This window comes from Desulfovibrio sp. (assembly GCF_035644575.1).
Lineage (GTDB): Bacteria > Desulfobacterota > Desulfovibrionia > Desulfovibrionales > Desulfovibrionaceae > Desulfovibrio.
Window position 1 is genome coordinate 1 of the sequence record NZ_DASQOG010000093.1, and the last position, 21,134, is coordinate 21,134.

13 protein-coding genes are annotated in these 21,134 nt (G+C 56.3%); 2 read left to right on the forward strand and 11 right to left on the reverse strand.

Annotation, left to right across the window (positions count from 1 at the left end; all coding sequences use genetic code 11):
• The 3 genes from VEZ52_RS04915 to VEZ52_RS04925 all read right to left on the reverse strand — a co-directional run.
• Positions 1 to 1,511 (reverse strand): (Fe-S)-binding protein (locus VEZ52_RS04915; protein ID WP_324835796.1); only part of this gene is annotated, 1,511 nt, incomplete at its 3' end.
• Positions 1,512 to 1,522: 11 nt separating this feature from the next.
• Positions 1,523 to 2,461, reverse strand: a complete 939-nt coding sequence (locus VEZ52_RS04920; protein WP_324835797.1) for a respiratory nitrate reductase subunit gamma — start codon at positions 2,459 to 2,461, stop codon at positions 1,523 to 1,525.
• 496 nt (positions 2,462 to 2,957) lie between these two features.
• Positions 2,958 to 3,374 (reverse strand): RrF2 family transcriptional regulator, encoded by a 417-nt coding sequence (locus VEZ52_RS04925; RefSeq protein WP_192112874.1) that lies wholly within the window; start codon positions 3,372 to 3,374, stop codon positions 2,958 to 2,960.
• Between the two features lie 333 nt (positions 3,375 to 3,707).
• Here VEZ52_RS04925 and VEZ52_RS04930 point away from each other — a divergent pair, with 333 nt between their 5' ends.
• Entirely contained in the window at positions 3,708 to 4,256 is a 549-nt protein-coding gene (locus VEZ52_RS04930) for an RrF2 family transcriptional regulator (protein ID WP_298997999.1), read from the forward strand.
• Positions 4,180 to 4,533 carry a response regulator gene (locus tag VEZ52_RS04935; protein ID WP_324835798.1) on the forward strand — a complete coding sequence of 118 codons (354 nt, stop codon included), beginning with the start codon at positions 4,180 to 4,182 and terminating at the stop codon, positions 4,531 to 4,533. Before VEZ52_RS04930 ends, VEZ52_RS04935 begins: the two co-directional genes overlap by 77 nt.
• 187 nt (positions 4,534 to 4,720) lie before the next feature.
• Here the strand turns inward: VEZ52_RS04935 and hmcF are convergent, their stop codons facing one another.
• The 8 genes from hmcF to VEZ52_RS04975 form a co-directional block, all read right to left on the reverse strand.
• Positions 4,721 to 6,106 (reverse strand): sulfate respiration complex iron-sulfur protein HmcF, encoded by a 1,386-nt coding sequence (hmcF, locus tag VEZ52_RS04940; RefSeq protein ID WP_324835799.1) that lies wholly within the window; start codon positions 6,104 to 6,106, stop codon positions 4,721 to 4,723.
• A gap of 42 nt (positions 6,107 to 6,148) precedes the next feature.
• The gene (gene hmcE / locus VEZ52_RS04945) at positions 6,149 to 6,829 is read right to left on the reverse strand and encodes a sulfate respiration complex protein HmcE (RefSeq protein ID WP_324835800.1); all 681 of its coding nucleotides are present in this window, start codon (positions 6,827 to 6,829) and stop codon (positions 6,149 to 6,151) included.
• A gap of 47 nt (positions 6,830 to 6,876) precedes the next feature.
• Complete coding sequence (locus VEZ52_RS04950) at positions 6,877 to 7,284, reverse strand: cytochrome c3 family protein (protein ID WP_324835801.1); 408 nt, start codon at positions 7,282 to 7,284, stop codon at positions 6,877 to 6,879.
• A 117-nt stretch (positions 7,285 to 7,401) separates the two neighbouring features.
• Complete coding sequence (locus tag VEZ52_RS04955; RefSeq protein ID WP_022658301.1) at positions 7,402 to 7,686, reverse strand: hypothetical protein; 285 nt, start codon at positions 7,684 to 7,686, stop codon at positions 7,402 to 7,404.
• Between the two features lie 841 nt (positions 7,687 to 8,527).
• Positions 8,528 to 12,697 carry a DNA-directed RNA polymerase subunit beta' gene (gene rpoC / locus VEZ52_RS04960; protein WP_324835802.1) on the reverse strand — a complete coding sequence of 1,390 codons (4,170 nt, stop codon included), beginning with the start codon at positions 12,695 to 12,697 and terminating at the stop codon, positions 8,528 to 8,530.
• A 118-nt stretch (positions 12,698 to 12,815) separates the two neighbouring features.
• Positions 12,816 to 16,952 carry a DNA-directed RNA polymerase subunit beta gene (rpoB, locus tag VEZ52_RS04965; RefSeq protein WP_324835803.1) on the reverse strand — a complete coding sequence of 1,379 codons (4,137 nt, stop codon included), beginning with the start codon at positions 16,950 to 16,952 and terminating at the stop codon, positions 12,816 to 12,818.
• A 482-nt stretch (positions 16,953 to 17,434) separates the two neighbouring features.
• Positions 17,435 to 18,775: a hypothetical protein gene (locus tag VEZ52_RS04970; protein WP_324835804.1), complete on the reverse strand. Its 1,341-nt coding sequence runs from the start codon at positions 18,773 to 18,775 to the stop codon at positions 17,435 to 17,437.
• Between the two features lie 115 nt (positions 18,776 to 18,890).
• The gene (locus VEZ52_RS04975; protein WP_324835805.1) at positions 18,891 to 21,134 is read right to left on the reverse strand and encodes a SpoIIE family protein phosphatase; all 2,244 of its coding nucleotides are present in this window, start codon (positions 21,132 to 21,134) and stop codon (positions 18,891 to 18,893) included.

Consider the following 21,134-nt stretch of genomic DNA (forward strand, 5'->3'; position numbering starts at 1 on the left):
GCGAAGTTGTTCTTGGTGTACAGATCGTTGTGTTCCAGCATTTCGCGGATCTGGCCCTTGCAGTTGGAGCAGGGAGCGCAGATGTACTTGCGGGTTTCCGGTCCAAGGCAATCCTTGAAGGCTTCGGCGATCTGCCACATCTTTTTGCGGCCAGAGATGTTGCCGCGCCATTGCTCAATGTTGTTGCGGGTCATGATGGCAAAGCCGGAGCCGCCGCCGCAGCAGTAGTTGTCCACACCATGGCAGGGCATTTCGCGGAACATGGGCGCAATTTTGCGCACGATTTCGCGCTGGGGTTCAACAATGCCCATGAGGCGCACGATGTTGCAGGGGTCGTGCAGGGTCACGGGGAAGTTGTTGCGCGAAGGATCAAGCTTGAGGCGGCCCGACATGACAATGTCGTGCAGGGTCACGTAGCAGCTTTCGCGCGGCACCTGATATTCGAAGGGGATAACGCGGTCGGCGATAACGGTCAGGGCCTTGTGGGCGTGGCCGCATTCACCGATGACGATCTTCTTCACGCCAAGTTCCTTGGCGGCCATCATGTGCTGCAGGGCAATACGGGCGGTCTGGGCGTCGTCGTAGAACACGCCGTAGTTCACGCCGTCGTATGCCAGGGCCTTGCTCGAAAGCGTCCATGAAAGACCAGCTTCCTGGAAGATCAGCGAGAAGGCGGCGATGTTTTCAGGCCAGGCCATCACTTCGCCAGCGTTGTGCAGCAGCATGATGTCCGCGCCCTGCACGTCGAAGGGAGTGTGGATGCCCACGCCGGTGATTTCGGTGTAGTCCTCGTCGATGAACTCCACGTTTTCTTTCACCACTTCAGGCGTCATGCCGGTGGAAGACCCGCACTTCATCTGGTTCATGGTGCCTTTTTCGTGCAGTTCGCGGGCGTAGATGCCCATCTCCTGGCTGAAAAGCTTGCGGATTTCGCGGGCCAGCAGGCCGTTGTCCACACCGATGGGGCAGGTCTGCGCGCAGCGACGGCAAAGGTTGCAGCGGTAGGCCAGTTCGCCCAGGCGGGCCACGGTCTTCCAGTTCAGGCCCATGTCGCCGTAGCGCCATTTGGCAAAGGGTTCTTTCTTCACATACTGCTTGTAGATGCGGCGGAAGATTTCAGACCGGAAGTTGGGCCGGTACATTTCGTTCTTGCCCGACATTTCGTACAGATGGCAGGCGTCAGAACAGGAGTTGCACTGGGCGCAGTAGTCCATGCTGGTTTCGAGCATGGGCAGGAAGGTCCAGTTGTTTTCCTTGGTGAACAGCTTGCGCATGCCGTTGAGGAACTTGTTGACCAGCTCCTCTTCTTCTTCCTTGTTCTTGGGCACAGGAATGTTCAGCACGCACACATCGTCAAGGATGCAGGCGGTGTTCTGCTTCTGTTCATCGGTGAAGGGCTTCCAGGGCATGGTGTGCACGTCCAGGGGAAGCTCAGGAATATCCTTGAGGTCAATGCTGACCATCTGCCCTTCGGCAGTGGAAACATCTTTCAATTGCAGATTATCTTTCATTGTGGAACTCCCTAGTCTTCCTTCTTGGGGGCTGCGGGATTTGTGGTAGCCACGTCAACCCAGGTCTTGGGCTGGCCATCGCTATTGATATGATCGGCAGACCACGTGACGTTGAACTTCAGGGCGTCCATGATCTTCTGCTGGTTCTTGGGGCTGTAGTTGGTTGGTTCGTCACCCCAGCGGATGTCGTGGTAGGTGAAGTACTTCATGAAGACGTGGCCCATGTGGGTCATGGGAATCCAGATCAGCAGGAAGAAGCCCACCAGCAGGTGCAGGCTGAACAGCACGTTGGTCTGCGGGGCAAAGTGGAACGTGATCAGGTTGTACATGAAGGTGCGGGCCAGCTCGAAGTAGGAAGGAGCGGAAGCCCAGGCAGCCAGACCCAGCACACCGAAGAGCACGAAGACAAGCAGGTTGAAGTAATGCTCGGGGGTGCTGTAACGGCGCAGGCCTTCATCGGCGCGACGGCGCAAAACAAGGCTGACGCCGCCCACAATGATGCACAGCGTGCCAGCAAGAGCACAGGCGCTGATAACATTGCCGACAAAGATCATCAGACCGCCCTGGGGGTTGAGGCCCAGAACCTGCGCGATGGCGGCAAACAGCACCACGATGGTGCCGCCCATGAGCATGTACATGCCCACATGGAAGGGGTAGGTGCGCACCCAAAGCTTGAGGTTGTGTTCAAAGGTGGCGTGCAGGAAAAGCACTTCGGTCAGCAGGGCCTTGACGTCGCCCATGTGAGCGATGTGACGAGGCTTTGTCCACCAGTCCTTTTCTTCCATAAAGCTGCCGCCGTACACCGTCTTGGAGCCTTCGTGAGGCACGGGGTACAGTTCCCAGCGTACGTGCAGGGGGCTGGCTGCAAGATACGATTTGATCTTGAGGTAGGCCATGCAGAAAAAGCCGGCTACCGCCAGATAGCCAAGAATGTAAAAAAGTGTGGTCATGCGTTTACTCCCGTGGGGTCAAGATGCCGCTAAATCGTGGGTTAGTTGCGGCCGGCACAGCCGACACGCTTTCAAGCCCGGCATGCGTCTGCCTGCCTGCAACCTCTCCTTTTAATGGGCCGACGCCTGAGTCAAATCTGACCGTTGTAATCAGGAATTGATCACAATAGTCGACATAGTCAAGGTGTACGGTGACCCCCCTGATACTCAAAATTACAAAAAATGCAAAGATGTCAGATGGAAACAATACAGTAAACTTAATCTGGATTAACCTAATTTTATTTAACTAAATCAAGTAGATTACGCCTATAAAAATTTTTTTTCAAGCAAACTAAAAATTTTTTTTAACAAGCTTGGGATGAAAAATTATATACTTTTTTAGTATGATAAAATTTATCAGTGATATTGAGATAATAAAAAAGGTCGGCGCAGGCCGACCTTTGTGTGTCAAGTGGTATGATAGTATAAAAGGCTGTTACGATAGAAAACGGGCTGCCTACAGGAGAATGTGCGGGTCGTGCATGAGATCGCGCAAGGTAATTGACTCGAAAACGCCGTCAAGTGTCGCCTGCAGGTTCTCCCAGGCTTTTCTGACTTCACATCCATCAAAGCGCGCGCACTCGCCGGGCTTTTCCATACAGTTTGTCAGCTCAATGCCGCCTTCCATCAGTTTGACAATGCATCCAAATGTGAGTTCTTCGGGCTTGCGCAAAAGCACATGCCCGCCCTTGGCCCCACGGATGCTGCCCGTTATGCCAGCCAGGCGCAGCTGGCGCAAAATCTGTTCGCTGAATTGCGAGCTTATGCCAGTTTGTGCAGCCAACTGGCTTGAAGAGACCGGTTTCTCAAGACCGTTTTTTGCCAGAAAAAGCAGGATTCTGGCGGCATACCGGGTTTTTGCAGAAAGCTTCATTGCGGGTCCCTCTTGTGTGCAGATTGAATAGTTTCCATCTGCCATGACTGCCGGCGTCTCAGCGCCGATGCTGCGGCTAGCTATGACTAATGACGCACAAATCTAACACATTATATTTGCTATGGGCAGTATTTTTTTTTCTTCGCCAAAAGGTTGCGAAACTATTCACATCATTGAAAGCATGACGAATTCTGGTCGGCGGCGTTCTTTTTGGTACGCTGGTACCCGCTTGACGCCGTTATTCTGGTGCGCTAAAAAGTTGAGTAGAACAGTCTAAATTAGACAGATACGGTTTAGAGATAGTTATTGTCTCCTGCAAAATAAGGAATGACTATGCGTATTTCGACAATGGCCTGCCATGCTTTGCACTTGTTATTGTGCCTTTCTGAACAAGACGACGACATCCCTGCCTCTGCGTCCGAACTTTCGGTCTGCACCGGCATATCTGAAAAATTTGTTCAAAAGATCATGCGGCTGCTTCAGTCAGAGGGCATTGTCAAAAGCGTTCGTGGCATTGCCGGAGGCCACATGCTGGCGCGCACTCCTGATGAGATAACGCTGGCCGACATAATTATTGCAGTTGAAGGCGGCATTTCCCTGCCCGGTGTCAGCAATGTTGCCCCCAGGGGCAAAACTGCTCTGGACGCCTGGGATATGGTCGCCCGTTCCATGAACAGTTCGCTCGAAGCTGTGACTCTCAGTTCCGTTCGACAGAGTAGTGCTTCAGCGCCGCGGCAAGCCACCCGCCGCAGGGTGGCGCAACCCTCTTCTCCGCTTCTGCCGGAGACCGACTTCGGAGGCACCAATGCAAAAGCATATTCTCTTGGTAGACAGCGATGCCGAAAGCCAAAGCAGACTGTCCCAAACCCTTCAGCAGTGTGATTACCGGGTAAGCACCGCCAGCACCTGTGCTGAAAGCCTGGCCAAGATTGCCAGCGACAGGCCCGACTGCGTTGTTTTTGATGTGGAGCTGGAGGGAACATCCGGCACCATCATGTACAGTCGTTTGCGCCGCAATGCGAGCACCAGGTCCCTTCCGGCGGTGGTGTGCACATCTGTTGGGCCCCGGCCTGTGAGCTTTGGAACGGGAATTCCCGTTCTTTCAAAAAACTGTTCGAGCGAAGCGCTGCTTTCTACCGTCAGCGCCGCTATGGCATAGCGCTCTTGTTTGATACTCGCCTGACGGTCGGGCTGGGATAGTACCCGACCGTCAGGGCTGTGGTTCGCTCCGTTATCCGCGTCAGGCAAAAGGACAAATGCTGGCGCGGCAAACGGCGAGTTTTTTCAGGTTCTTTTTGGGAACCCTTGTTTGATTGGGCCGTCTGCCGCACAGACGGCCCATCTTTTTATACTTCGTTGTGGTTGATGTGATCCGGAATGATCATCATATCAACCAGCAGCGGCTTGAGGAACGACCACTTGATGTTGTGTTCCTCGTAGACTTCCATCATGTCGCGGATGGCGTCCCAGCAGTTATGGCAGGGGCTTATGACCAGTTCCGCGCCGGTTGCCTTGATCTGGTCCAGCTTGTTTTTCAGGCCCACGTTGCGCTCTTTGCGGTACAGGCCAATGCCGTTGAGGCCGCCGCCGCCACCGCAGCAGAAGTTGTGATCGCCCTTGGGGTCCATTTCGCGGAAGTCTTCCGCAATGTAGCTCATGATTTCGCGGGTGGCCTTGCCAAGCCCGTGGCTGCGCACATAGTTGCACGAATCCTGAAGGGTGCAGGGCATCTTGAGCTTTTTGGCAGGGTCAATCTTGATCTTGCCTGTGCGCAGCATCTCTGCAACCCATTCCACATAATGCATGAAACGCACCGGCGGATCACCGCTTTCGCGTCCGGCCCAGTAGGGGCCTTCAACTACTGTGGCGCGGTGGGCGTGGCCGCATTCCGTGCCCACAACCACCTTGGGCTTGAGGCGCTCAATGGCGGCGTAGATGCGTTTGACGTTCTGCGCGCAGCCTTCCCAGTCGCCAGCGAACATGGTGAGAGATGTGTTCTCCCAGCCTTCGCGCGGCACAGTCCAGTTGGTGTCTGTGGCGTGAAAGAGAATGGCTGCCTGAGCGATGTCTTCAGGATAGTGCTTCACTTCGCGGGCGTTGAGAATGTACATGACGTCCGCGTTGTCTTTTTCAACAGGAATTTCCAGGTCGGGCCATTCATCCTGTTGTTCTTCGACCATCCATTCGCAGGTTTCAACCCAGTCTTCTTCGGTCACGTCCATCTGCGCTCCGTAAACGCGGTGCATGCCGGAGCCGATTTTCATTTCCCACGGGATGAAGCCGTGCTTGAAGAGGATGCCGCGCAAATAGCTGAACATAACGCCCGTATCAATGCCGTGCGGGCAGTATACGGCGCAGCGGTTGCAGCAGGTGCACTTGCCCCAGGCGGCGTCCATGCATTTGATCATGAACTCGGCGTCAACCTTGCCTTTGCGGCGCAGCAGCTCGCCCAGCGTAGCCTGAATCTTGTACGAGGGAATCTGCGTGGGGTCGTTGTTGTTGGTGCGGTAGAAAAAGCAGCTGTCCGCGCACATGGCGCAGTGCGCACAGACGCTGAGCCATGTGCGGGTGCGCGATTTGCAGGTTTGTTCGAGGTCGCGTGCCAGGGCTTCCTGATCGACCTTCAGTTCCTTCATCTGGGCATAATATTGCGCCCCGCCCTTGTCCTTCAGCAGATCAAGGATACCTTCCTTGGTGGTGACGGGGGTTGGGGTGCACAGCAATTCGGACATGGTTCGCTCCTTTCAGGCGAAAAGATAATTCGTTTGCCCCGATTACCAGGGGAAAGCGCCGCCGCGCGTTGCGCCGCCTCTTTTAATGGCAAAGTCCATGCCGATCTGCGCACGGGACATAAAGAAGAGGACAATGTGCGAAAGCTTGGTGAAGGGGGCCAGCAGAAGAAACAGTTCGCCGCTGAGCACATGGGCTATCATCCACGTCTGGTAGGCGCCGCCGTCAAGGCGCGCCATAAGACCCGTGGCGAAGGGCAGAAAGGTCAAAAGCAGAATAAGCCAATCCTGCCCACTGTTGAGCTGCCTGAGCGCCGGTGAGGAAAGACGCCGCAAGGCAAGCAGAACAATGCCGGAAAGAGCCATGATGGCAAGCACATCGGCAACGCCGCCCGGAAGCGACGGCAGGCTTATACCCACATAGGTTTCAAGCAAAACCGTGTGCCCAAGAAGAAACAGCGGTATAAGCACAGCGCCGAAATGCAAAAGAAAGAACAGAATGGTGGCAACCGGCTGGGCGCGCCAGCCGCTGGTGCCGCCAGGGATAAGCCATTTGAAAATGGAAGCAAGCGCGCCGGGGATGGAACGCTCAGAATGATAGCTGTATGCGACGCGCTCAAGGCGTGCATCCAGGCCGCGCACGTACAAAACCGCGCGTACAAGCAGGCCGACGAGAAATACGGCAATTGAAATAATGAAAAGTGGTCCGGTAATGAAATCCAGCATCTGATCTGCCTCCTAACGTATTCTTCGGTGTACCTTGAGCCTACTGGCTATTTCTTCTTGCCGGCAAACTCAGATGCGGTGCGTTCACTGTGGCAGACTCGGCAGTCCACAAGACGCGGGCCCTTGCCAGCTTTGACGTGGCACTCGGTACAGGCTGTGTGCATGTAAGTAACCTGCTTTTTCGCCGGAACCGATGTTACGTCCTTGAGGGTTTCAGACATGCCTGCATCTGTCATGTTGTGGCAGGTTGAACAGTCGCCGTTCATGGCCTCCACTGCGTCCACATGCTTGTCATGGGGAAAAAAGACCTTGGGCATCTCTGGCTTGCTCACGGCGGGCGTGGTAACGGGCACAAGCTCGTTGCCAAACGCCGCGCCGGGCAATGCCGCCAGGCCGCAGATCAATAATAACAGGCAGGGGAGAGTGGTTCTGAATCTGATAAGTTTTTCCCGCATGATGGATCCTTGCTTCCTGACAAAATCCAGATGGTGTTTTCCCGGCCTGAATTGTGCCGGGCACAATTGGAGAAATCCCGCGCACATGCGTCGGGATTTCCCGTTGTCGACATTCGCTTAGTCCTGGGGCTGGCTAAGGGCCTCGGCCGCGCTGCGCATGAAAACGGCACACTTGTAGGGTTCGCCCTTCATGCAGCGCATGGCAAAAGCCGCCGCCATGTACATGAAGAGGCGCGATTCGTAGTCAAGCCTGGTGGTGTGCAACCAGTGATCGTGAGGGTTTCCCCCCTCGGCCAGCTTGCGCGCACGTGCCATGTCTTCGGCATACGCATCGCCTGTGAGCTTGGTGAACAGTTCGCAAATTTCATCGGCCAGATAATCGCGTTCTGACAAAGCTGACATAACAACCCCCTGCGTCTTCCGCAGTCGCGCCCCAGTTTATATGAGGCGGTTAAAAAGAGCAATTAATTAATAAAAAACTTGATGTAATTAATCCGTACAAAACTATTCTCATATTAAATATACTGTGTCAACGAGGTATGGATTTTTTCATGCAAAAAATTACAAGTTAAGCTCAAGTATTGAAAGGATTGACAATCTATCTTGAATGAGAAAAATTGCACAAACGGCATGAAAGCTAATGTATTGATATTGCAATAAACACTGTCATTGCATAGTAAAACAATACAATTAATGTTTTAAAAAATATTTTCATGAAAAGGTGCATATGAATTATGTATAAACGTAGCTAAAAGATTGCTTATTGTTTCTATAAGTAATGGTGTTTGTGTGTACAAACTGCAAAGATTCGCAGCGCAAATGCCCGGTTAGCTTCTTGATAACCTGTATAGGGCCCACATGTAGGGATCTTGCGGCTGTATAAAGGGGGGCGACGTGCTTGCGGTGTTAAATATGGATTATGCTTCGTGTGAAGCTGATTTGACTCTTCCTGGGGCCAGTATGGGGCAGGAGAAGACCCTGGCTGATGTGGCTGTCACCTTTGTCGGGAGACAGCATGTACGGCAGGATTTTGAGAATAGTGAAGTTCACTGCGACAAGAAGTCATGCCGGGGGGTGAGCCTGCCTCCGTGGAGGAAACGGGTCGCGACCAGGCCGTGGAAAGCCCATGCGTGGAAGTAGATGCACCGCAGGTTCTCATGCGCAAACGTAAAGCCCCCTTCGGAAGCGAACTTCCGAAGGGGGCTTTCAGTCACCAGGCCGTGGCCCGGTTTATTCTGTCTGCCTAGTTGTTCAGGTCAACCAGCACAGGATTTTCTTCAAGGTCTTCAAGGAACTTGTCGGGACGTTCCTTCTGGTCGGGAACCACGATATCGCCATTGACGTATTCGCGGTAGCCGGTACCGGCAGGAATGAGGCGACCCACAATGACGTTTTCCTTGAGGCCGCGCAGGTAGTCCATCTTGCCCTTGAGCGACGCCTCGGTGAGCACCTTGGTGGTTTCCTGGAAGGAGGCCGCCGAGATGAACGAGGAGGTGGTCAACGAAGCCTGGGTGATACCCAGCACCAGCGGTTCCGCTGTAGCTGGCACACGCCCTTCGGCAATGACCTTCTGGTTTTCAGCCTTGAATTCGGCCTTGTCCACCTGCTCGCCCACGAGGAAGCTGGTGCCGCCGCAATCGAGAACCGTAACCTTCTTGAGCATCTGACGCACAATAACTTCGATGTGCTTGTCGTCGATACCCACGCCCTGGAAGCGGTACACTTCCTGGATTTCGTCCACAAGGTAGCGGGCAAGGTACTTTTCGCCACGGGTGCGCAGAATATCGTGCAGTTCGGGGTAGCCTTCGGTCAGCGGATCGCCCGCTTCCACAAAGTCGCCGTCAGCAGCGGTAATGTGCTTGCCCTTTGGCACCAGGTATTCCTTGGCCTCGCCAATTTCGGGCGTAACAACCAGCTTGCGCTTGCCCTTGGATTCGCCAGCGTAGGTGACAGTACCCGCGATTTCGGAAACCACGGCCATGTCCTTGGGCTTGCGAACTTCAAAGAGCTCGGCCACGCGCGGAAGACCACCCACGATATCCTTGGTCTTGGATGTTTCGCGGGGCTTACGGGCGATGATGTCGCCCGCCTGGATGTCTGCGCCGTCCTTGATCATGATGATGGAGCCGACAGGCAGGGTGTAAACCGCCGCCGTGCCTGCGTGGCTGCGTTTTTTGACGCTGCCGTGTTCATCGCAGATGGAGATGGACGGGCGGAAGTTGGTGGTGCGGTATTCCATAATGGTCAGGGATGCCTGACGGGTAATATCGTCCACCTTTTCCTGCACGGTCTTGCCGTCGATGATGTCCGTAAAACGGATAACGCCTTCTTCTTCGCAGACAAAGGGTTCGTTGAACGGATCCCATTCGGCCAGCACAACGCCCTTGGTCACTTCCTGGCCGTCATGGACAAGCAGGCGTGCGCCGTTGGGCAGAATGTATTTTTCGCGTTCGCGGCCCTGCGCGTCCACAATGGTGAGCTGGCCGCTCTTGCCGAGCACCAGTTCAACGCCGTCACGGTTGGTAACGGAACGCACGCGGTTAAGAATAACTCGGCCTGCGTTCTGGGCTTCAAACTTGTTCTTTTCAATGGTGCTCGAAGCCGTACCACCGATGTGGAAGGTACGCATGGTAAGCTGCGTGCCAGGTTCACCGATGGACTGGGCCGCGATGATACCCACGGTTTCGCCCGTGTTGACCAGGTGCCCGCGGGCAAGGTCACGCCCGTAGCAGAGGGCGCAGATGCCGCGTTCGGCCTGGCAGGTAAGGGGCGAGCGCACGGTGATGGAGGAAATGCCCTTGTCGCTGATAAGCTGGGCTTCCCTTTCCTCGATAAGCGTGTTTTCGGGCATCAGCACGGTGTTTGGATCATCGGGATCAAACACGGGGTAGAGCAGCACACGGCCAATGACGCGCTCGGCCAGCGGGGTTTTGATATCGCCGCCGTCCTTGAGGTGGGTCAGTTCAATGCCGTCCACAGTGCCGCAGTCGTGTTCGCAGACAATAACGTCCTGCACAACGTCAACCAGACGGCGGGTAAGGTAACCGGAGTTGGCCGTTTTAAGAGCCGTATCGGCCAGACCCTTACGAGCACCGTGGGTGGAGGTGAAGTACTGCAACACCGACAGACCTTCGCGGAACGAAGATGTGATAGGCGTTTCAATGATTTCACCAGAAGGCTTGGCCATAAGACCGCGCATGCCCGCGAGCTGACGCATCTGGTCCTGGTTACCACGAGCGCCCGAATTGGACATCATGAAGATCGGGTTGAAGCTCTGGTTCTTTTCCTGCTTGCCGGTCTTGGGATCAGTGAGGATATCGTAGGAGATATCCTTGATCATCTCTGCCGAAACGTCCTGTGTGGCCTTGGTCCACACGTCAACCACCTTGTTGTACTTTTCAGTACGGGTGATGATACCGTCGCGGTACTGATGTTCAATGTCGTCCACTTCCGCCTGCGAGGCAGCCAGAATGTGCTTCTTGCTTTCAGGAATGGTGAGGTCTTTCACGCCGATGGTCACGCCCGCCCTGGTGGCGAATTCGTAACCCATGTCCTTGAGGCGGTCGCACAGAATGACCGTGGCCTTGATGCCGCAGTGGCGGTAGGCCGCGCCCACGAGACGCGCAATGTTCTTCTTGGTGAGCACGCAGTTGACGTTTTCGAAGCCCAGCTTTTCGGGCAGGATGTCGCTTACGAGCACACGACCGGGGGTCGTGTCGTACACGTGCCCATCGGGCATGCGTACCTTGACGCGGGCATGCAGAGAAACCTGTCCGCCGTCATAGGCGGCTTCCACTTCCCAGGGGGCGCAGAAGGTCATGCCTTCGCCCAGCTCAAAGCTGCGCTCGGCGGTCATGTAGTACAGACCAAGCACGATATCCTGAGAAGGCACGATGACAGGGCCGCCGTTGGCGGGCGAGAGAATGTTGTTGGTGCTCATCATGAGCACGCGGCATTCGATCTGCGCTTCCACCGAAAGGGGAATGTGCACGGCCATCTGGTCACCGTCAAAGTCGGCGTTGTAGGCCGAGCAGACGAGCGGATGCAGACGGATGGCCTTGCCTTCGACCAGCAGGGGTTCAAAGGCCTGAATGCCCAGTCGGTGCAGGGTAGGGGCGCGGTTGAGCAGAATGGGGTATTCGCGCACCACTTCCGAAAGGATATCCCACACTACCAGCTCTTCACGCTCCACCATCTTTTTGGCGCTCTTGATTGTGGAGGCGTGGCCTCTTTTTTCAAGTTCGGCATAGATGAAGGGCTTGAACAGCTCAAGCGCCATCTTTTTGGGCAAACCGCACTGGTGCAGCTTGAGGTAAGGGCCAACGGTAATAACCGAACGGCCGGAGTAGTCAACGCGCTTGCCGAGCAGGTTCTGACGGAAGCGGCCCTGCTTACCCTTGATCATGTCGGAAAGCGACTTGAGCGGGCGACCGTTGGTGCCAGCAATGGCGCGGCCACGACGACCGTTGTCGAAGAGCGCGTCCACAGCTTCCTGAAGCATGCGCTTTTCGTTGCGGATGATGATTTCGGGCGCGCCCAGTTCCATCAGCCGTTTCAGACGGTTGTTGCGGTTGATCACACGACGGTAAAGGTCGTTGAGGTCAGAGGTGGCAAAACGGCCACCGTCCAGCGGCACCAGAGGACGCAGTTCCGGCGGGATGACGGGAATGACTTCCATAATCATCCATTCGGGCTTGTTGTCCGACTCAAGGAAGGCTTCAACAATCTTGAGGCGCTTGGTGATCTTTTTCTTCTTGGTCTGGCTCTTGGTGGATTCGCCTTCTTCGCGCAGTTCGGCGCGCAGCTTTTCCAGCTCCAGCTCTTCCAGCAGGCTGCGCACGGCTTCCGCGCCCATGCCCACGGTCAGAACTTCGTCCGTGCCGTAGTGGTCAAGAATCTGGAGGTACTGGTCTTCAGAGATGACCTGACGCTTCTGCAGATTGGTCTGACCGGGATCAAGAACAATGTAGGAGTCGAAGTACAGCACCTTTTCCAGATCAGCCATGGTCATGTCGAGCAGGGTGCCGATCTTGGAAGGCAGGGTCTTCAAAAACCAGATGTGGGCAACGGGCGCGGCCAGCTCAATGTGGCCCATGCGCTCGCGGCGCACCTTGGAGGCAATAACTTCAACGCCGCACTTTTCGCAGACGATGCCGCGGTGCTTCATGCGCTTGTATTTGCCGCAGTTGCATTCATAGTCCTTCACGGGGCCGAAGATCTTGGCGCAGAACAGGCCGTCGCGCTCCGGCTTGAAGGTGCGATAATTGATGGTTTCCGGCTTTTTCACTTCGCCGTAAGACCATTCACGAATGGCCTCGGGCGAAGCGATGGAAATCTGGATGGCTTTCAGGTTGCGGATGTTCGTCACGTTGGTCGACGCGCCGCGTGCGGTGAAAAGATCGTCCAGGCTCATAGTATACCTTGCTTTGTAAAAAGCTCGTTGAAATCGTTAGCCATGCTGTCGTTGGCCGTGAGAGGCATAACCGCTCACGGCCAACGCAACGCGTTTCCGGGGCCGCAGAAAGGGGCTGTTACGCCTCTTCCTCGCGTTCTTTCATATAGCCCACGCGTTTGGGCTTTTTCTTGCCTTCTTCCTGATGCAGGGTCACGTTGAGGCCAAGGCTCATGAGTTCCTTCACCAACACGTTGAAGGATTCGGGCAGACCGGCTTCAAGGAAGTTGTCGCCCTTGACGATCTTCTCGTACATCTTCACGCGCCCGGTCACGTCGTCCGACTTGACCGTGAGGAATTCCTGCAGCAGATAGGCCGCGCCGTAAGCTTCCAGAGCCCACACTTCCATTTCACCAAGACGCTGGCCACCGAACTGGGCTTTACCGCCGAGGGGCTGCTGCGTCACCAGCGAGTAGGGGCCAGTGGAACGGGCATGGATTTTTTCGTCAACCAGGTGGTGCAGTTTGAGCATGTACATGACGCCCGTGGTCACGCGGTTCTTGAAGGGAACACCCGTGCGGCCATCGTACAGGGTGGTTTTGCCGTCGTTGGCAAGACCAGCCTTGTCCATCCAGCCCCAGATTTCTTCTTCGGTCGCGCCGTCGAACACCGGGGTCTTGGTAACAATACCGTTGCGCAGCTTGAGGGCGGAGGCCTTGAATTCCTCATCGCTCATGCTGTCCACCAGGGCGCTGATTTCAGGCGAATTGTAAACGCCCTTCAGTTCTTCGCGCACAACCTGCATGGCCGCGCCGGAGTCAACCAGTTCGGCCAGCTGCCGACCAAGTTCCTTGGCGCCCCACCCAAGGTGGGTTTCCATGATCTGCCCGATGTTCATACGTGAAGGCACGCCCAGGGGGTTCAACACGATGTCCACGGGGCGACCGTCGGCAAAGAAGGGCATGTCTTCTTCCGGCAGAATGCAGGAAACAACACCCTTGTTACCGTGGCGGCCAGCCATTTTATCGCCCACAGAGAGCTTACGCTTGATGGCGATGTGCACCTTGACCATCTTGATGACGCCAGGGGGCAGATCATCGCCTTCCGTAACCTTTTCGCGCTTGGAGTCGTAAATGGCCTTCAGGTATTCAACCTGCTGGTCGTAAGACTTGAGCACGTCGGCCACGGCGTCGTTGACTTCCTTGCTCTTGAACAGGCCCGCGAGCTTCTTCACGGGGATCTGTTCAAGCACGTCTTCGGTCAGGGCTGCGCCCACTTCGGCCAGCACTTCGCCCTTCTTCTTGCCCGGCACTGCGGCGGCGATCTGCTTGCCCAGCACATGCGGGGCAATCTGAACGCGGGTGCGGTCGGACAAAGCGCGAAGGTGATCAGATTCCTTCTGGTCCAGCACGGACGTGTCGTGGCTTTCAATGGCCAGCGTGCGGTCGTCCTTCTCGCCGGAACGGCGGTTGAAGACCTTCACGTCAATGATGGTGCCTTCCACTCCCGGGGGAACCTTGAGGGAGGTGTTTTTCACATCCCTGGCCTTCTCGCCGAAGATGGCGCGAAGCAGCTTTTCTTCAGGGGTAAGCTGGGTTTCGCCCTTGGGCGTGATCTTGCCCACAAGGATATCGTCGGGCTTGACCGCTGCGCCGATGCGGATGATGCCGCTTTCGTCCAGGTTGCGCAGCATTTCTTCGCTGACGTTGGGAATATCGCGGGTGATTTCCTCCGGTCCAAGCTTGGTGTCGCGGGCCACTACCTCGAATTCTTCAATATGAATGGAGGTAAAGGTATCTTCGCGAACAGTGCGCTCGGAAATGAGGATGGAGTCTTCGTAGTTGTAACCGCACCAGGGCATGAAGGCGACCACCAGGTTTTTGCCGAGGGCCAGTTCGCCTTCGTCAATACCGGGGCCGTCAGCCAGAATCTGGCCCTTTTTCACGGGCATGCCGGGGTAGCAGGTGGGCTTTTGCCCAAAGCAGGAGTTCTGGTTGGACTTGTGGAACTTCAGCAGGTCATAGGCGCGCACGCCGCCCTGCTTGGGGAACACATCGCCTTCGTAGGAAACGATGAGGCGGTCGGCGTCCACATATTCCACCTTGCCCGGAGCGGGAGCCACGATGCACGCGCCGGAGTCGCGGGCCACGTCCACTTCCATGCCGGTGCCCACCAGGGGCTTTTCGGCGCGCAGAAGCGGCACGGCCTGACGCTGCATGTTTGAACCCATGAGCGCGCGGTTGGCGTCGTCGTGTTCCAGAAAGGGAATGAGCGCGGCAGAGATGGAGACCATCTGGCTGGGCGAAATGTCCATCAGGGTCACTTCTTCACGCGGGTTCATTTCCACTTCGCCCTTGACGCGCACGGTAACGTATTCGTCAAGCAGGTTGCCGTCGGCATCGGTGCGGGCGTTGGCCTGAGCCACAACCTGACCGCCTTCGCGCGAGGCATCGAGGTGCACCACGTCATTGGTAACGCGGGCATCGCGCACAACGCGGTAAGGCGTTTCGATAAAGCCGTAGTCGTTCACCTTGGCAAAGGTGGTCAACGAAACGATCAGACCAATGTTCGGGCCTTCAGGCGTTTCAATGGGGCAGATACGTCCGTAGTGCGAGGTGTGCACGTCGCGCACTTCAAAGCCCGCGCGTTCACGGGTAAGACCGCCGGGGCCCAGGGCCGAAAGGCGGCGCTTGTGCGTCACTTCGGAGAGCGAGTTGGTCTGATCCATGAACTGCGAAAGCTGCGAGGTGCCGAAGAATTCTTTCAGCACAGCCGCCACAGGCTTGGGATTGATCAGGTCGTGGGGCATGAGCGTGGAAATTTCCTGAAGGCTCATGCGCTCCTTGATGGCGCGTTCCATACGAACAAGGCCGATGCGGTACTGGTTTTCCACCAGTTCGCCCACCAGACGCACACGGCGGTTGCCAAGGTGGTCGATATCGTCGGCGGGGCCGTGGCTGTCCTTCAACTGCACCAGCACCTTGATGGCGGTGAGGATGTCGTGGTCGGTCAGCGTGCGCAGGTCGTCAGCCTCATCCAGGCTCAGACGCTGGTTGAGTTTGTAGCGGCCCACGGGCGACAGGTCATAGTAGTCGCCGTTGCGGAACAGGTTGTCAAAGAAGCTGGCCGCAATTTCCGGGGTAGGCGGAGAAGACGGACGCAGACGACGGTAGATTTCTTCCTGCGCTTTCTGCTGGTCGGGGATGCGATCCTGAACCAGGGTATCGCGGATGGACGAAGACGTATCCGTGCCCTTGGTGTGCAGCACGGCAATGCGCGTGATGCCCGCTTCGCGGAAGCGGTCGAGCAGGCCTGCGGTGATTTCGTCCGCAGCTTCGGCCAGCACTTCGCCGGTCTTGGGATCGGCCACGTCCAAAGCCAGGAACATGGCGTCCAGCGTGTCGGGGCGAACTTCGATAGCTTCAATGCCCGCTTCGCAGATCAGACGCCAGCTGCGCTTGGTGATGGGCTTGCCAGCCTTGACAATGACATTGCCCTGCGCGTCGATGATGTCGGCGTAGGCGTTGTCCTTGCGGTACAGGTCCTTGCGCACTTCCCAGAACAGGCTGCTGGCCGACTCAATGCGGTAGTGCTCCTGCGAGTAGAAGTATTCAAGAATCTGCTCCTTGCTCATGCCCATGGCCTTGAACAGGATGGTGGCAGGCATCTTGCGGCGGCGGTCGATGCGGACGTACAGAATATCCTTGTGGTCGAAGTCAAAGTCGAGCCACGAGCCGCGCATGGGGATGATGCGGCAGGAATAGAGCACCTTGCGGCTGGTGTGAGTCTTGCCGCCATCGTGCTCAAAGATGATGCCCGGCGAGCGCTGCAACTGGTTAACGATGACGCGCTCGGTGCCGTTGATGATAAACGTGCCCTTTTCCGTCATCAGGGGCAGGGTGCCAAAATAGATATCCTGCTCTTTGATGTCGCGGATGGTGCGGTTGCCCGAAGCTTCATCGGTGTCATAGACAACCAGGCGCACCTTGATGCGCATGGGTGCCTCGTAGGTCAGCCCCTTGGAAATGCACTCGGCCTGGTCGTACTTGGGTTCGCCGATTTCATAGCTGACGAACTCAAGACTGGCGGTCTTATTGAAATCCTCAATGGGGAAGACGGTGTGGAACACACCTTCCAGCCCTTCCTCTGGGCTGCGGTCGGCATCTGAAACGCCTTCCTGAAGGAATTTCTGGTAAGAATCTATCTGCAGATTCAGCAGATGTGGGATAGGGAGGGAAACCTTGATCTTGCCGAACTGTTTGGTGAGCTGGCCCATGGGTACCTCAAGATAGGTAGCGGTTGCGCCCCGGCTGCGCGAGACAAATCAGCATGCCTAAGCCGGCGGGCAAAAAACTTGCTGTCACTGCACCCTGAAAGCGTAATCTGGTGGGAAGGCTAAAAAGAACTTACTGCGGGCAAGGCGTAAAAAACCCATCCCTGTCTGGGTAAACAGGGCTGGGGTCAGGGCATTACCTTTAATATATATGCTTGGTCAGTAAGTTATTGAAAAACAGAAAGGAGCCTCCCGCACCAATCGTTGAAAGAGGATGCATACTAGGAATCAGAGTCCTTGGCAAGCAAAAAAAGCGGGAGAGAAAAATTAAAAAGGCTCTGTTCACTAATTTACCTCAGTGGGAACTTCATGACAAGACAAAAAAAATGCCGGGTGGAGCGGTTATTCTCGTTTGAGCACACAATCCGTGCTGACAGGGCTCACAAAAGAACGTTTTTTCCAGCCTCACCAAAATTTGCCGCCGCTTAGCCTATTTCAAACAGGGCCTGTCCTTCCTCGGCCCTGCGGCTCCAGGCAGTGATATGCCCATCGTTGGAAACCTTGATGCCGATGCCGTGTTCGGCCAGGGTCATGGCTGCCGCCTTGCGCCCGCCGCTGCTGCTGCCGCCGGGAATCTTGAGGATAGCCCCCACCGCAAAAACGCTGCCATCGTCAAAGATCAGGGTTGCGCCATCAATGGAAAGAAGCTCGGCCCGCAGCTTGCGCGGAATCTGCGCGAAATTCAGGCTGGGCAGAGCCGAGCGAAGCAGCGCGGTTTTGCTGCTGGCATCGTGCGCCAGCATATCGCCCTGGCTGACTATTTCGTTGAGGTAGCCGTGCAGCCTGTCTTGCGAAATGCGCACCAGTTCATCCTGGGAAATGTTCTGTCCAATGCGCTGGTTACGGCGTTCGTTTATCATCCACGGGGTAACGGCGTTGGTGCGGAAAAAGCCGATACACGCGCCCTTGCGCCTGAATGAAACATCAAGCAGGCTCAGGTACAGCGCCTCAATGGTGCCCCTGCTGCCGCCTTGCCCCTGATAGCCAAGCTCGGCAAGGTAGGCCTGATGCGAAAAGTGCAGCCACTTGCCGCGCCTTTTGGCAAAAAAGAGCTGCCTGTTTTTGAAGATGAGGACGTCGCCGTTTCTGCTGAGGCAAAAAGCGCATCTGTTTTGTGATGTCCAGTAGGCCACGGGCAGAAAGGCCAGAGGCGCGTAAACATGGGCCGCCTCGGCCTCTGCGGGCAAATCCGCCTCGCAGTACGCGGTTATGCCGCCCTCTGCATTGCACACCAGCAGGGTGTCGCAGCCGGAGGTGAGCACCTTGGCGTAGTCCTCCTTGCTGGCATCAAAAAAATTCACGCTGCCGGGGCGGGGATCGTCTTCGTCAATGCCCACGCAGAAGGATATCTTGTCGCCTTCATACGTTTCACTCGACCAGAACGACAGCAGATTCAGCATGCGCAGCACCGTTGTGTGCCGCTCTGGCGAGAGTATTTTTGCAATGCCGATGATCTGCGCCTGCCGTATGCACACGGCGGCGTAATCATCTATATGGGGCGTGGTGAAGATTTTTTCCCATTCATCAAGAATGTTGCGGGCAATGGCCTGCTCCGTTTCCGTAAATGGAATGGCGCGGAACAGGTACACTTCATCCTCCGGCTGACCGGTAAGGGCGACCCGCAGCATAAAGCGCCTGCCGTTCATTTCGGCGAGGTCTTCAAAATTTTCCCTGGTGTAGTCATCGTCCAGAATTTCGGTGGCGGGGCCGAAGAGCGGGGCAAGGTATTCTGCCACAGCCTCGATGATGGCTTTTTTTGCTTCCATGATGCTACTCCCTATGGGCATTGGCAGAACCGGCAACCACGCGGCGAAGATGCCGCACCTGACGCAGGAGGCTGGCGCGGGCTGCGAATCAGGCGGGCCGAGCCAGGCCCGGCGCTCAGGCGTCTTCCTGCTTCCAGAGGGTTAAAATGTTCTTGCCGTCCTCAGTGCGGGCATATTCCACCCTGCTCATGATCTTGCGCATCATGGCAATGCCCAGCCCTCCCTCGCGGCGTTGCTCGGCGGGCAGGCTTGTATCCGGGTCTGGCTGGTGCAGGGGGTTGAAGGGGCGGCCTGTATCCTGAAACTGCATCACGGCCTGAAATGGCCCGGAGCGCATCCGGCAGCGCACCAGCACGGTTCCCTGATCCGGGGCGTAGGCATAGTGGGCGATGTTGGCAAAGACTTCTTCCGCAGTAACCAGCAGCATTGGCAGGGTGGCGGCAGGGCATTGGGCGGCCTTGAGCTTTTCTTCCAGAAAGGCCAGCAGAGTTTCCAGATGAGCGTCATCCGCTGTTATGAGCAGTTCATCCCAGGCCAGACCAGTAAATTCCAGCGCCAGAATGGTGATGTCGTCCGCCTGCTCCACGGCAGCGGCAAAATCGTCCACCTGGCGCAGCAGGGCCTGCACGGTCTGCTCCGCATCCATACGTTCGGTGCCCCGCACGGCGCTTTCTATGCCGCTGAGGCCAAGGCGTTCGCCCCGGCTGTTCTCCGCCTCGCTCACCCCATCGGTATAAAGCAACATACGGTCGCCGGGGGCAATCTGAAAGGTCTGCTCCCTGTAACGGGAGTTGGGCATGGCCCCCAGCGGCAGGCCGTGGCCTGCTTCAAGCCATGCATAGCTGCCCTCGGCGCGTCTGAATACCAGCGGGTGTTCATGCCCGGCATTGGCGCAGACCAGCCGCCCGGTGGTGAGGTCAAGCACCGCAAGAAAGGCAGTGAGAAAGATATCCTGGTCATTGTGCGCCGTGATGCGCTTGTTGGCCTGCGTGAATATTTCTGACGGGGAAAGGCCCGATTCCGCAAGGCTCTTGATGAGGGTTTTGGCCGTCATCATAAACAGGGCCGCGCCGATGCCCTTGTCCGCCACATCGGCCACCACGATCACAAGCTGGTTTTTATCCCGCAAATAGAAGTCGTAAAAATCGCCGCCCACCACCTTGGCGGCGCGCATGACGGCAAAAATGTCAAAATCTTCCCGCTCGGGATAGGCGGGGAAAACGCTTGGCAGCGAGGAACACTGGATGGCGCGGGCAAATTCCAGCTCCGCGTCTATTCGGCCAGCTGCGGCGCTGATGGCCGCCTTGAGGCTCTGTACGGTCTTGTTGATGCCGTCCGAGAGCAGCCCGAATTCCGGTGTGGTGCGCTCGTTGAGCACCACATCCAGATTGCCGGAGGTGATTTTTTGCAGGTCTTCGTTAACGCGGTACACATCGTTGATAACCAGACGTTTGACCAGATGCGACACCATCCAGAAAATCACGGCAAACAGCGCCAGATTGCAGGCCGCAATGTACAGGAGCATGCTGTCGCGCGAGAAAAATACCTCGTTGCGTGGCAGCAGGGCAAAGAGGGTGTAGCCCTCCACCTCGATGTTCTGGCAGATGTACTGCTTGCCGAGAATGGAAACCAGCCCCTTGCCGTCTGGCTGTATGAGGCCGAGGGCATTCACATTGGCCCCAAGGGGAACAGCGGCCTCGTTGCCCGTGCTGATGACGGCTCCGTAAATGGAGATGGCCATAAAACCGTTGGAGCCAATATGATAGCGGGGGGCGATCTGATCCACAGCAGCGGAGCGCAGGGCGGCTGTCAGGCGCTTGGGGGAATAGCCGATCTGCACAATGCCCGTGCAGTCGCGGCGGGCCACGCCAGCATACTGAAAGGGCACTCGGTCTGCGCCGCGCTCTTCAATATCCTGCACAAGGGCAAAATCCAGATCGCGCAGGGCTGGCAAAAATGCCGCAGACTGCGGCGAAGAGGCCATGTCGTAACCCGCAAAGGGGCCCGTGGAGGCGATGATCACTCCCCGGTCGTCCGCAACGTTCAGCTCCTCCACATCCAGCAGTTTTCGCAAAAAATGTAATATTGTTGGGACGTTAAGTATGTTTGGGTTTTGCGTGATTATGGCCGCAAAGGCCCGCGCCTTGGTCAAAGCCCCAGCATCGGAAATTTCGCGGATGTAGGCGGCATTGGTGATGACCATGCGCAGATATTTTTCCCCATCGTCCAGATTGCTGGAAAGCATGTGGCGGGCGTTTTCTTCGGCCTGACGGGTCTGCAACAGATAGGATGCGGCAAGCGTGAGGCAAAAGGCGGGAAAAATGCAGATAAAAAGCCATTTGTGAAATAACTTGTGCAT